This is a genomic window from Pseudomonas sp. SHLD1 (genome assembly GCF_028640935.1).
GTDB classification, from domain to species: Bacteria; Pseudomonadota; Gammaproteobacteria; order Pseudomonadales; family Pseudomonadaceae; genus Chryseomonas; species Chryseomonas aestiva.
Genome location: NZ_JAQZAD010000022.1, coordinates 1 through 13,148, shown reverse-complemented (window position 1 = coordinate 13,148; position 13,148 = coordinate 1). Strand labels below are relative to the sequence as shown.

The 13,148-nt window shown below is 55.5% G+C and carries 11 protein-coding genes and 2 pseudogenes; 2 read left to right on the top strand and 11 right to left on the bottom strand.

What is annotated here, in order from left to right:
* Positions 1-130: 130 nt before the first annotated feature.
* From PVZ77_RS15880 to PVZ77_RS15830, 11 genes and pseudogenes are all read right to left on the bottom strand, one after another.
* Entirely contained in the window at positions 131-649 is a 519-nt protein-coding gene (locus PVZ77_RS15880) for a hypothetical protein (RefSeq protein WP_273808062.1), read from the bottom strand.
* Complete coding sequence (locus PVZ77_RS15875) at positions 643-1,338, bottom strand: DUF2326 domain-containing protein (protein WP_273808061.1); 696 nt, start codon at positions 1,336-1,338, stop codon at positions 643-645. Before PVZ77_RS15875 ends, PVZ77_RS15880 begins: the two co-directional genes overlap by 7 nt.
* Positions 1,307-2,287 carry an ABC-three component system protein gene (locus PVZ77_RS15870; protein ID WP_273808059.1) on the bottom strand — a complete coding sequence of 327 codons (981 nt, stop codon included), beginning with the start codon at positions 2,285-2,287 and terminating at the stop codon, positions 1,307-1,309. The genes PVZ77_RS15875 and PVZ77_RS15870 overlap by 32 nt, the downstream gene beginning before the upstream one ends.
* A 24-nt stretch (positions 2,288-2,311) precedes the next feature.
* Positions 2,312-2,632 (bottom strand): helix-turn-helix domain-containing protein, encoded by a 321-nt coding sequence (locus PVZ77_RS15865; protein ID WP_014646104.1) that lies wholly within the window; start codon positions 2,630-2,632, stop codon positions 2,312-2,314.
* Positions 2,632-2,910 carry a type II toxin-antitoxin system RelE/ParE family toxin gene (locus tag PVZ77_RS15860; RefSeq protein WP_273808107.1) on the bottom strand — a complete coding sequence of 93 codons (279 nt, stop codon included), beginning with the start codon at positions 2,908-2,910 and terminating at the stop codon, positions 2,632-2,634. Before PVZ77_RS15860 ends, PVZ77_RS15865 begins: the two co-directional genes overlap by 1 nt.
* Positions 2,864-3,298: pseudogene (locus PVZ77_RS15855) on the bottom strand (Arm DNA-binding domain-containing protein); the annotation flags it as partial. The pseudogene PVZ77_RS15855 and the gene PVZ77_RS15860, both read right to left, overlap by 47 nt.
* A gap of 321 nt (positions 3,299-3,619) precedes the next feature.
* A pseudogene (locus tag PVZ77_RS15850) lies at positions 3,620-3,790 on the bottom strand (methyl-accepting chemotaxis protein); the annotation flags it as partial.
* Between the two features lie 26 nt (positions 3,791-3,816).
* Positions 3,817-4,080, bottom strand: a complete 264-nt coding sequence (locus PVZ77_RS15845) for a hypothetical protein (protein ID WP_273808058.1) — start codon at positions 4,078-4,080, stop codon at positions 3,817-3,819.
* A 188-nt stretch (positions 4,081-4,268) separates the two neighbouring features.
* On the bottom strand, positions 4,269-6,230 hold the full coding sequence (locus tag PVZ77_RS15840) for a DEAD/DEAH box helicase (RefSeq protein ID WP_443218062.1): 1,962 nt from the start codon (positions 6,228-6,230) through the stop codon (positions 4,269-4,271).
* 178 nt (positions 6,231-6,408) lie between these two features.
* Positions 6,409-6,882: a hypothetical protein gene (locus tag PVZ77_RS15835; RefSeq protein ID WP_273808056.1), complete on the bottom strand. Its 474-nt coding sequence runs from the start codon at positions 6,880-6,882 to the stop codon at positions 6,409-6,411.
* Between the two features lie 885 nt (positions 6,883-7,767).
* Positions 7,768-9,396 (bottom strand): methyl-accepting chemotaxis protein, encoded by a 1,629-nt coding sequence (locus tag PVZ77_RS15830; protein ID WP_273808055.1) that lies wholly within the window; start codon positions 9,394-9,396, stop codon positions 7,768-7,770.
* A gap of 666 nt (positions 9,397-10,062) precedes the next feature.
* On the opposite strand from PVZ77_RS15830, the gene PVZ77_RS15825 reads away from it, so the two are divergent.
* Both PVZ77_RS15825 and PVZ77_RS15820 read left to right on the top strand, forming a co-directional pair.
* A complete protein-coding gene (locus PVZ77_RS15825; RefSeq protein WP_273807529.1) occupies positions 10,063-11,520 on the top strand; it encodes a putative bifunctional diguanylate cyclase/phosphodiesterase in 1,458 nt (485 codons plus the stop codon).
* 162 nt (positions 11,521-11,682) lie between these two features.
* Positions 11,683-12,066, top strand: a complete 384-nt coding sequence (locus tag PVZ77_RS15820) for a response regulator (protein WP_273807528.1) — start codon at positions 11,683-11,685, stop codon at positions 12,064-12,066.
* The last annotated feature ends 1,082 nt before the right edge of the window (positions 12,067-13,148 follow it).

Below are 13,148 nucleotides of genomic sequence, written 5' to 3'. Positions count from 1 at the left end.
CGCTGCGCCCGCCAGACTGCGTCAGCCTACCGGCAGTCGAAGCAGCTTGAAGTAGAGGGGTAGGCACGGATACATCAGACTCAGAACCCAAAGCCTTGTTCTTGATGATCTGTATAAGTAGCCCTTGGCGTTAAATCCATTCGAGCGATGTAATGCTTGCCTGTCCGCCCGATCCAACCTCGACAAAGAGTGCGTGCTCGTATCCCAGTTGGCGTTTGTAGCCGAGGAGCTTCCGGCGATCAATACTTCGGTCTACGTGGCTTGTTGACTTCTTGAACTCGACAACGAGAAAGTTCTCCTTCTTTCCGCGCCGATGGGCTATTACATCTGGAAAGACTGTTTTCGCCTCCTCGTCCTCGCTGTCTGGATATAGCTCCATGTGGCCAAGCCGCTTGGGCTCGACGCCATCTCGGTTGAACTCGCAGTCGATCTCCCATTCCCTCAGATGGGACTGCAAATGCATAGCAAAGCGGAAAGTGATGGAGCGCTCGTTGGCATCGATGTAGAGTAGGCGACTGTCTCTTTCCAGCAGATCGCGCAAAGCAAGCAGCACAGCTTCACCAGGCAGATAAAGACGCAGGTAGGCTTCTTGTTCCGCTAAGAGGGGACGAAACACTGACTCAAACGAGAAAGCCTCCATCGCTACCAAGCCTTCGTCCTGAAAAGCCTCCCGTGCTCACCCTCGTCGTGCAATGTGACCACGATCTCATCGGCCGAGAACACCGGCTCATCGTCTTCGGCCCGCGTTGGCAGGTCAGAATCAATCAGCGTGATGATGGGTTGGAGCCCCAGGTCGGAATACCGGCGAATGACCGTCAGCAGATTTTCCTTTTTGCGATCATCCAGAGACTCGAACACGCCGTCGTGGTAAACGAAGCGCGGGAACTTGTCGTCCAAGTGGGCTCGCAGGATGGCCAAGTCAAAGGCGATGCACAGCAGTTTCCTGTACGTGTGCCCAAGGTCGGCGCTGGTTGCGTTGCCTGATTCGTCAAGAATTTCCGCCCTGAACTCCAGATGCCCCGCTTGGTTCGGCGATACGCTCAGCAGCGCCTTGCGGTCGATCACCTCTTCGACAATCTCGCTGAAGAACACGCGGATTGCCGAGAACAAACTATTCTGATCGGAGTTTTGCTTCTCGACATCCGCCTCGATCTGGGTCTGTAGATGCCCACGCTCTTCGGTCAACGCCCTGATCTCGGTTCGCAACTCCTGCAAACGATGCAGGAAGCCGCGTTGACGCTCCAGGGAAGTGATGTCAGCGCGCAGGCGAGCCAGCAGCAGCAACGAGACGTTTATGACCGTGCGATCAGGATGAGAGTGCTTGGTCGGCCGCAGCATCGCCCACCTCCCCGATATCGCAATTCCAGTACATGTAGAACAGCACGGCGCGAGTCAAGCGCTTGTGGGCGTGCTGCCGCAAGACAGGATCGCGGTTGAACAACAGGTCCACCAGATACTCCATGACCTCGTCGAAGGTCTGGTAGTCCTTGCGCTTGGCGATGATCCTGAGTTGGAACTCATCGACCACCGACTCGTACATGCGCAGCAGGTCGAGGTTTTCCGGTGCTGCCAAGAAAGCCCGAATTTGAGCCGTCTCCTTCAGGTACTTCCGCCGCTGCGCCTTGGCGTAGTCGGCACTCATGTTGTTGAGTGCGTTCTTCTGCTCGTAGGTCACGCGCGCAGTCGGTGGATCGTCAAGCAGTGCGACTACGCCATCTTTCTGTCGAGCTAGTGCTTGCACTACTTCGGCCAGGTCATCGGGGCTGACGATCAACGGCGAATCGACCGGATCGAGGTCTGCTTCCCTCGCAATCTCGGGGAATCGCTTCAGCCAGATTTCCAGTTGCTCCAGTCCGCAGAGGTAGATCGACGAGGTGGGAATGCCGCATTGAGACGCGATGTAGTCGCGTATCTCGGTTTCGGCATTGCCCGCCAGCCGACGGTTGGCGAACAGGATGTAGTGATCGAGCTGCCTGGCCTCGCGCAGTTTCTTAACGCGGGGAATTTCTTTGCCCAGCACAGTGTTCGCGGCCGTCGTGCTGAAGAAGTCGGACTCGGAGAAGTTACGGTTATAGCCGTTGGTATGCTTGGCCTGGACGATGGTTGTACCGACCCACGGGGCCGTCTTGCTCGGGTGCAGTTCCGCCGTTCCCATGAACTTGGCATCGCGCCCGCCATCAGGCCCTTTCGCAAATCCCTGTACCGAAACCCCAAGCAGCCGCTGGCACAGGAGAACGATCAGTGTCTCGAACTGGCGGTCACTGAGGTCTTCGTATGCGAATTTCATTGCGGTTCTGGCTCGCTCGAATCGTTAAGCTGCGACCGTGATGCCGGCGGCATGCGCGCGCCGCGCCGGCCGAACGACGATCTCGACATGCTGGTCCAGCGAGACAAGCGCCTGCATCAAGCGTTCAAGTGAGATGTTTTGCAGCTTGTAGCGTCGCACCTGAGACACCTTAGGCTGTGTCATGCCGGTGATGTGAGCGGCTTCGGTCTGGCTGAGGCTACGCTTGTCGATCAGCTCGTTCAGCTTGACCGCCAAGACGGCTTTCGCCGACAGCTCTTCCGCGTCAGCGAATCCGAGGTCGGCCAGCACGTTGTCGGTGCCTTGAGGATGGTCTTTGCGCGTCATCACGATCTCCCGCTCGCACCATATCGGGCGAGCACTGCCTTTAACCGCTTCTCGATCAACTCCACGTCCGGCTGCGGTGTGGCGATGCCGGACTTGGACTTCTTCTGAAACGCATGTAGCACATGCACCGCATCGCCGACCCGTACCGTGTAGACGGCGCGGAAGGTGTCGCCCCGATGGTCTTCCACCAGCTCGTACACCCCGGAGCCGAGCCCCTTCCAGGGCTTGGCCACGTCCGGCGTACCGCCCAACTGAACGACGAACAGTGCCACGCCCATGTCTTTCTGCACGGGGATAGCCCCGCTGAGTGCTGGGCTTGTTGCGCTGCCTGGAGTAGTCCTCCATGAAGGTGAGGCAGTACTCCTTCATGGTCTGTGCCTTGCGGGCGGCAGCTTTGGCCGCGCTCGGGTCGCCGCCCCGGCGCACCTCGGCCAGCCACTCCTGCGCCATGACGCGGGCCTGCTCGACGGTCAGTTCCCCGTACTGGCCCAGGGCGGGCTTGCGGCGCTCGCCGGCGTTCGTGCGGTACTGGAGCATGAACACCTTGCGGCCGGCCGGGGTGATCTTGCACATGAAGCCGGGCACCACGGTGTCCCGGAGTTCGACGGCCTGCGCCTGGGGCTTGGCGGCATCGACGGCGGACTTGGTGAGTTTGATTCTTGCCATGATGACTCCTCGGAAACCTCGGTTTCCAAGAGCCACATGGGAGCCACGCGACCGGAAGCCGGGTCAAGTTTCGGAAAGCACCGGCATATGATGGACGCGCCTAAGTCATTGATAAACCTGCTGTAGCGGGCTTGGGCGCAGTCCAGCGAAGTGCCGGGCTGGAGTCATCGTCAAACAAAAAAAACCTCCGCACAGGGCGGAGGCGAACTCAGTTCGAAGCCTTCAGATTGCCAACCTGAAGAAATGAGTTGGAGCACTCGCTTAAACTGACTTCACTGTGATGTTGAGGTTCAGAATGTGCAAGGCACGGCGTGCGCACCATCACTGTTGAATCATGTTAGCAGCCCGCTGCGTCGCTTCGGATGTGCGCGTAGCCAGCTTTCGAACCTCGTCGGCTACCACCGCAAAGCCTCGTCCGGCCTCGCCGGCTCGTGCCGCTTCGATCGCGGCATTGAGCGCCAGCAGGTTGGTCTGGGCGGCAATGCCTTGGATCGAGCTGACGATGTCGGTGACGTTCTTCAAGTTCTCTTCCATCTCGCGATGCTGGGCTTGCTGCGCGTCCCGAGGCGAGCAGTCAGCTGTTCGATCTCACTTTGCATCTCGTGCAACTGAGCGTCGAGAGTCCCTTGGCGAGCCAGCAGCCCCTTCAAGCCTTCAGCTACCTTGCGGACCGGGGCTGGGCCGGTCAGCGAATCGAGCCTGGCTGCGGCCTCGGGTTGCTCCACAGCGGCAGCGATTACGTTGAGACTACGCATGATGGACAGGTGCTGAAGGATGGACATAAGGCGATTCCGTGAAGGTGATATGGCCGGACATGTGATGTCTATTTGATACCGGGTGTCGGCCCAAGCACGATTATCTTTAACGCGATATTTAACCTGCGGTTACCTATCAGACACATGGTCAATCTAGAGGAATGGTTCAAAAGGTCGCTGAAGTTTTTTGCTAAAAAGCATACGGCTGGACGGTTTCAAAGGAATCTAGCAAGCTCATTCTGTGATTGACCGACTGCTTCCGCGTCTATGAGGTCGTGAGCGATTCGCCGCTTGTCCTGCAGCATCTGCCACAGCTGCAGATCGATGCTGTTTTCCACCAGCGGTATTTTCACCACCACCAAGCGCCGCTGGCCGTTGCGGTAAGCGCGGTCCTCGGCCTGGTCCTGCAGCCCCGGCGTCCAGGGCAGCCCCAGGAAAAACACGTAGTTGGCAACGGTCAGGTTGTTTCCGGTGCCAGCCGCTGACGTCGTGCCGATGAATACCCTGCAATCGACCTCCTGCTGGAAGCGATCGATTGCCTTCTGCCGCTTCGTGAGGCTGTCAGTGCCTACCAGGGTGACGCATCCCAGCTCTGCGGCCTCGCACAGCTGCTGCAGCGTGGCCACTGTCTCCTTGTACTCGCAGAAGAGGATCACCTTGTCCTCAGGACCCAGCTCGCCCAGCAGCTCCATCACCACCGGCACCTTCACGCGCTCCAAGAGCTGGCGAAGCCGACCCAACCGCGCGAAAACGGGCTGATCGGCATTGCGGATGGCGTTGTACTCGTCCTGCTGCGCCTCATCGAGCACGACCGGCACGGTCTGCCGCTGCTTGCCCTTGAGGTCGGGCAGCACGTCCTTGCGGCGGCGTAGCATCCAGTCGCCGATCTCGGCACGCAGCCCCTGGCGAAATTCGGAGCTGCCGGCGAAGCGCTCGCAGAAGTCCTTGAGCGGCAGCTGCCCTATGGGGTGGCCCGACAGGCGCAGCAGCGTATGGAGCTCCGACTCGCGATTGAGCACCGGTGTTCCGGTCAGCAGGTAGCGATTGGGCACCTTGGCGGCGATGTCGAAGCCGTTGCGCGTCCAGGCGGCCGTGGGCTCCTTCAATCGGTGTGCCTCATCGATGATCATCACGGCAAACTGATCGGCGAGCGCGACGAAGTCGCCCAGGCGCGCGTAGTTGACGATCACCCAATGGGCCTCAGCCTGATAGCGCTGCCGGGCGATTCGCGCGTCCGGATAGACCGCCTGGATCTCCCGCTCCCAGTTGATCACCAGGCTGGCCAGAACCACCACCAGGATCTGGTGGCCAGCGGATTGGATGCCAGCGGCGATCACCGCCTGGCGGCTTCTGCCCAGCCCCATGTCATCGGCCAGCAGTGCGCTCGTGCGCTGCAGCAGGTGTCGAATTCCAGCAGGCTGGTGGGACATCAGCGAATACGGCTTGAGCTCGGCCTCGAAAGCCTGCAGCGTCCAGCTTGTCTTGGCGATGTCCGGCACCGCGGCCAGGTAGACGTCCGCCGCACTGTCCTCGTCGGCTGAGGACGCGCTTCGCTCTTGGGGCGGTCCACCTATCGACATCGCGGTGACGTCGCGCACTGCGCTGACCGATCCATCGGACAGCAACTCCTGGAGCACGTCGAGCATCTCGAACTGCTCCTCGAGCAGCCCTAGCTCCAGGATGAGGTTGCTGCGCAGCAGCTCGGCCGAAGCTGGCACCCGCCAGGCGCGACTGGTGGAGAGAAATAGGCCCTGCATGCGCTTGGCCACGGCCACGCAACCCGGGTGATAGTCACCGGACAGCACTACGCCGCCACCGGACAGCGGCGCGATCCGCAGACGCATCCCCCACATGAAGAGGTCCCGCCGAGCATCGGCCTGGGCGTCGGCGATCTTACGGCTGAAACCTGACCAGTCCAGGACGATCCGACCATCTGCCAGTTCGCCCAGCTGGTGAAAGAGCACGTCCAGGTCCTCCAGCAGTCGGCGCTGGGGCAGTCTCCAGTACCCGGACAACGGATGCTCGCCGCGGCGAATGAAGGAGCCGCCCCGGCTCGTCAGCAGGCGATTGGCCCCTTCGAGGTAGGGCATCTTCAGGCCGAAGTCGTACCCATCGAATACGGCGCGCTGCAGCAGCTGGAGCGTGCCTGAGGCGTTGCGTAGTGATGGCCTAGCCACAGTTCACATCCCGAGCGAACATCGCGTAGACCTGCGGGAAACTGAAGGAAGATCTAGGGTCGCGATGGACAGGTATTCGGGTAAAGACGAAACCCTATCCAGGCCCGCATAGGTTGAGGCAGATCTTTTCGCGGTCTCAAACGCCGCAGTGTTGTAATTCAGCCGATCATTAGCGCTATCAAACGCTGGTGTTCACTGAGGTACCACTGGTGCTCGAACCAGATTCGCTGAGGGCTTGGCTGTAGGCAGCATAGGCACTGGCCAGCGCGGCGCTCGCGTAGGCTACCCGCGCCTGCGCGGCCTGCTGCTCGGTCTGTTTGGCTTGTTGTTCCTGCTCGCTGTCACTACCGCTACCTCGGCTGGACTTGCTCAATGCCTGCTGGGCTTCCTGCAACTCCTTAGACGCTTGTTCTATTGCCTGCTTAAGTTTTTCCAAGGTGCTGTCGGACGACGAGCTGCCGCTCGAGCTTCCGCCCGGGGGGCCCCCTGCGGGTGTGGCACTGCCGCCAGCCCCTTGAGTTGTCGACGTATCGCTAGCTGCCGAGGTGTCCGCAGTCGCGGCGCTGGTGTTACTTGTGTCGCTGGCAGTCGAGTTGGTCGTAGTAATGGCGTTGCTGAAAGTGACGCCGCTTAATGATGAGATGCTGGACATGGAAGTTTTTCCGCTATGGAAGTACAGGAGGTAGCGGCTTCCATTACAAAAAGTTGAGTAGCATTTGGTATCATTATGGATACTATCCGTTTCCATTTGAGGCGTATCTGGCGTGAGTAACGACCGTTATGCGCGCCTGCGTCAGGTCAGTATGCGATGCACTACGGCTTATGCCGGTTTGCTTTTGCAGTAGATCCATACGCTTTAGATTGGTGGAAAAAGAGATGGACGCCTCTAGCAGCTTCACGTCGAGGCGCGACCTTACAGAAAGGATGCTAAATCGCGGGCAAAAAAGACCCAGCAGCGCCGGGCCAAAGCTGGGTTTAGCCTGAGGAGGAGATAATCGTAACGTACTGCCGCCGGATCAGTCGCAGCGAACACCATGCCGCCCTCGGTCAGGGGCGCGATCTGCGGGCACATGCCCCAAGCAAAGAGATCTCCGGGTATCGGCAATCTCGATAATAAAGCCAGACCAGTCCTACGCGGATAGGGAACCGACCAGCTCGCACAATTAGTTGGTGTCACAGCATGTCCAGGTCCTTCACCATCCGTCGTTGAGTCAGCCGCCACCAGCCGACCAGCAGATGCTTTCTCGGCGAATGTAGGAGCGCACGAGACCTGTCGGCGGAGGTTCATACCCTCGGGTAGGGCATCTTCAAACTGATGTTGTGGCCGCGTTCTGCAGTAGTTCAGGCGTACCCGAGGTGATGGGCAATCTGTGCTGACTCATACTTGAGCAGCGCAGAGTTCTCTTTACAACGGAGCAATCCATAACGGGTCCGGTACATCGCTATTTTCTTCTCTGAAGAAGGGCGTGACTCTGCGTGTTCGGCCAGGGTACCGCCGCTCTTTACCATAACCTTACTACGAAAGATTTCCAGGTGCTCATGCGAGCTTGAATCGCCTAACCAACACCTCAAGTTCACCCGCCATAGCGGATAGCTCGTCGCTAGCTGTTACTGTTCTATAATTGCCGTCACTGCTCTTGATTGAGAGGTCGCGAATACTCAGCAAGTTACGGTCAACCTCTCGCGCTACATAGGCTTGCTCTTCAGAAGCCGTTGCAATTTGAAGGTTACGCTCTTCAATGAGTCTTACGGCTTCGAGAATGTCGTTCAGCGCCTGCCCTGCAGCTTGAGCAATAGCGTACGTCTCGTGAGCCTGGGTCGTACTGGCTTTCATCGCGTGAACGGCATGGGCAGATCCCTGCTGAATGCCCGAGATCATGTTTTCGATCTCGCGAGTGGAGGACTGAGTACGATGTGCCAATGCACGGACCTCATCGGCAACCACTGCAAACCCGCGACCTTGCTCACCTGCGCGGGCTGCCTCGATAGCCGCATTCAGGGCGAGCAGGTTGGTTTGCTCGGCAATTGCACCAATGACCCCAAGAACCTTGGCGATGTCCTGAGCTTGTCCGGCTAGGCTCTCGACTTGAGAGGATGTGGTCTGGACTTGGTCAGTGAGACGCTGCATCGCGTGCAGCGTCTCACTGACCCTTTCATTTCCTGATACGGCGGCGGTACTCGACTCTTTAGCAGACTGAGATGTAGAGGTTGCATTGCGCGCTACCTCTTCGACTGCCGCGCTCATTTGCGTTACGGCCGTGGCGGCTTGATCAATTTCCGCGTTTTGGCTGGATAAGGTCTGACTAGCCTCATCGGTTACATTTTTCATCGCGTGCGCAGCTCCACTAAGCCGAGCGGATGAGTCCGAGATACTGTTCAGAGTATCCTTGAGATTGTCTTGCATTTGACCTAGAGCGCGCATAAGACCAGCTGCTTCATCGACACCTGTGCGATTGATATTGCTGGTGAGAGCCCCCTGGGCGATGGCGTTGGCCACAACGAGTGAGGCGCCAATTGGGTGAGCAACGCTACGAGTCAAACGCCAAGCGAGTAAGAGCGTACTGACGACTGCCAGTAGCACGATGAGGACCATTATGCGAACGCTATGTTGATAGATTTCCAGCGCATTTTGACCCGCCTGCTTGGCCCCCGCGGCGTTCATCTCCCGTAGCTTAGTCAGCTGCTCCTGATACGCTTCGGCCAGTTTCTTTTGCTCACCATTCGCTAGCAAGACGGCTTGTGCACGATCAGATTTGATCACGGCGACAATCCGATCCAGCCCATCCAGGTAAGCCTTCATTTGCTGTGCGGCCTGCTCAAATCCTGTACGTTCAGTGTCGTCAGAAATTAAGTGGTCACGATAGAACGTCGTACGTGCGTTCATGACCTCGCGGTTGTGTTGAATCTGGCTGATGGCGACATTTGCGGCAGTCGCGTCATCGGTCGCTAGGAGACGAATGCTTTCGAGGCGTGTGTGCAGCAGTGCGATTTGGATGTCATCAGCCGTTTGTACGCTCGCTAGCCAGTCGGTTTCCATCGTCTGTTCAGTCAAACGCAAAGCCTCCAACTGCATGAAGGCGAAAGCACCTAAAAGTATTACAAAAAAAGTGACTGCTCCAAAGCAGATGGCGATGCGGGGGGCTATACGTAGCAGACGTAGGTTCATTCCGAGCTCCGTGAGGTCTGCGACGGTGACCTCCAAGCCAATTCATCTGCAATTTTTTGTAATTCTTTAGCGCAGTGTCATCTCGACGCCGCTGAATCACAGAACGTCCTACCTCGGTTAGCAGATTAAAGAGATCGTACGCTGGTCTGGCCGGACCCAAGCGGTCGCGTCGATATCCAGATGGCTGACCCGCCAAATCTAGCTTGTGTCCCGGAGTGCGACCGGTATGCAGCGGATAACAGCCACTGACGCTACCGCATTCTCAGCGCTAGCAAGGGGGATGCGTACGGGGGCTAAGGCCATTCACAAGTCAGCACGTGCTCCAGCATCAGCTTGGCAGAGTCGACGTGTCACATATGCAGACAGACCGTATCCTGCTTGCAATCATCGGAAGACGCAGGGCTTCAGGGGCATTCGATGCAAGGTGCTTGGAAGCCGTTAACGGCGTGCGAGAGGGGGCTTTGTCGGCTACCTCTCAAGCATTTCCCCTTTCATACGATAAGGTATAGGTAATGGCATCTAGCCCTTCTGTGAGCCCGAGTAACCATGCCGTATCCGCAAGGATTTCGCCCCACTAGACGAAAAATCTACGCCCTGCTGATATTATGCCTAGTATCGGTTTTTTTTCTATCTATGGCCTGGGAGTTTTGGCTGGAAAGTCCTGTGATGGAACTGCTTGGCCTTCCCTATGATGGAGATTTTGAAACAGCTGAAAAGTGGCGGTTCGTACTCACCTCGACAGGTTTCGCTCTGTTGTCAATGATCGTTCCGGCGATACTGGTTAGGCGTTTATTATTGGCGTCTGAGGCCAGCTATGTCGCGTTGATAACCGCTCAGGCGCGCTATGAGGCCCTTGCCCGACATGATCCACTTTCTGGATTGCTTAATCGGCGGATTTTTCATGAGCAACTGACAGAGCGATTGCGTCAGTCGGATTGCCCAACTTCGGTTCTGTTGCTCGATATTGACCGGTTCAAAGTGGTAAATGAAACCTACGGTCACGGGGTGGGTGACCAGCTGATTATTGTCTTGGCTGATCGAATAAAGGCGGTCGCAGCGAGTTGGCACGCTATAGTCGCACGCTTAGACGGCGACGAGTTTTCTGTTGCTATCAGTGGTGATTTTGATCGACAAGAACTTATAAGCTTGGTGCAGACACTCCGATCTCAAATTCAACAGCCTTTTGATGAGATTCCTGCCCTTAGCCTGGAGGCTACAATCGGGATTGCAACTTCGCCCGCTTCTGGCATAACCACTGAGCTCTTATTGAAACGAGCGGATCTTGCATTGCGTGCAGGTAAGCGCATTGGTAAGAATTCGTATCAGTTTTATGATCTTGAGTGCAATGAGCAGCAGCAGTCACTGATTATTGATCAGGAGTTGATTGAAGCCATAAAAATAGGTCACGTAGTGACCTATTTTCAACCATTTGTACGCCTCCCAGATCGAAGTCTGGCGGGTTTTGAAATCTTAGCGCGCTGGCATCATCCTGGGAAAGGCGTAATACAGCCGTTAGAGTTTATTCCTATGGCTGAGCGGCTTGGCCTTATACAATCTCTAACAGAGCAACTCCTGCGACAGGCGTGCGTCCATGCGAGCCAGTGGCCGGATGATCTCATCCTTGCACTGAATGTTACCGGGTCAATGATTGAGGATGTCAATTTTCCCATTTGGATTAAAGATCTATTGGTGAAGGCCTCTTTTCCTCCACATCGTTTGGAGATCGAAATAACCGAAAGCTCATTAGTTTCTAATCTGCCGAGTGCTCGGGCTAACTTGAAAAAAGTGCGTGCGTTAGGTGTCAGTGTCGCTTTGGATGACTTTGGTACGGGCTATTCAGGATTATATCACTTGACCCGCTTAGCTATCGATAAGATTAAGATTGATCGGGCGTTCTTGGATGGGTCTGAGAGTAAGCAATCCCAGTTCGTAAAGGCGATGTTAGCGCTGGGGCGAGGTCTAGATTTGCAGATCACTGCCGAAGGCATTGAAGATGGTAGTCTTGCTGACTGGTTGGCAGAAGAAGGATGTCATTTCGCACAAGGGTACTTTTTTGGCAAGCCAATGTCCCCTGATGATGCCTGCAAATTTGTACAAAAATACTATGCAACTTCTTTAAATTAGATGGTCTTGTGATGGTTAGCTTATTTTCTGATTGGTTAGGTTGGAAAGGTATAGCTTTTTTAGCGTTAATGCCAGGTCTGAATAGGTTTGCCCGTCTTGTGCCGTGATTAATCAATACTCTTATGGCTAGAACCCTGGCTGTTACTGCGGTGGATATATCTGATGACATTATCTGCGTTGGCTTTTCTACAAGAAAAGACAGTCGTCTTGGTTGAGGATAATGAGTTCCTGCTTGAAGTAATGATCGGCCATCTTGAGTGTTATGGAGCTGTTTGTAAGGCCTTCGGAACTGCTGATGGGGCATCTTCATACCTAGATGGGGTTGAGAAGCCACCATTCTTGGTAGTCACAGATCATCTGTTGCCGGGCACGTTGCAAGGAGCCGATTTAGCTAATCAACTAGCGGCGCGTTGGCCTGATCTGTCCATTATTGTAGCTTCTGGCTATTTAGATCGTTCTCAGCTGCCTCCTCGCAAAAAGACTATTTTTCTTCCTAAACCATGGCTGCCCGGGGGATTAGAAAAAGCTATCCTGGCGACGTTTTGAGATAGACTTCTCCGTATTTTAATAGATGGTGAATAATGAGCGGTTCCGTGTTTTTTTTAGGATTTTCGGTTTCTTTATCGGTTTACGAGGCTGTGGATTGAGGTGTAGGTTCGAGTGTCTATCAGCAAAAAGCTTAATTTCTTGGGTTGAATGGTTCTGATGCTGCTAGGCTCGCCCACGCGATTGAGTGAGCCAAACTGGTCTTAGCATGAGGCTACTGACTTTCTTTATCAGTGAGGCTTTTAAATAATGATAAGTCTTCAAGGGTTATTATATTCTTCGACGTGGGTTTTCGCCTTTTAAGTTGGCGAGTCTAATAAGAAACGGCGCTTAGAGTCACGTACTTAAGGCTTATAAGTTTTGCGCTAACTAAATTTCTGGCGAGCTGTCAGCTAGATAGGTATGCGCCACTACACTTTTCGTCACCTATTGTCGCTGGTAGGCGTGCTGTGTGACGAATAAGTGAACGATCTTGATGGAGTGATGCCGTTATGATGTTAAGGCGTAAGCCGTTTCGGGCTTCAGTCTAGGGAAGTGCTCTATGTCCGCATATTCATCCTTTAGCGAAGCTCTGACGCCGTACCGTGTCGTCATGAGTAGCTTATCTGCAGGCTTACATATTGTTGAGATTCATCATCCAAGCGAGCCACTTCTTCTGATTAAGATGACTCTCGATCAAAAGGACTTTGAAGCCCCGTTTCAGCTGAACGCTGTCATAGAGTCCCTACGTGCACAGCTGGATTCACTTTCCGCCTACTTTCAATGCGTTATTTTGGCCGATGACACCGGCCAAAACTAACTTGCTTAAGCTTTCCAAGCGATGGCCACCACGCTTGCCCTGCAAGCGCAGATGCCTATGGTAGTACTCTTCGTACGGGGGATAAGGTAGACACAAGTCATTCATCTATATAAACAGACCGAATGGCTCCAAAGAGTTTATCGCGCAAACCGAGATGGCAGGATAGCCCTATTGCCAACCCTAGATCGCGATTCGAGGTATCAATGCGTACTCCCCTTTCCATGGCCGCCCGCCTGGGCCTGGGCTTCGGCCTGATCCTGGTGCTGATGCTGCTGATCACCCT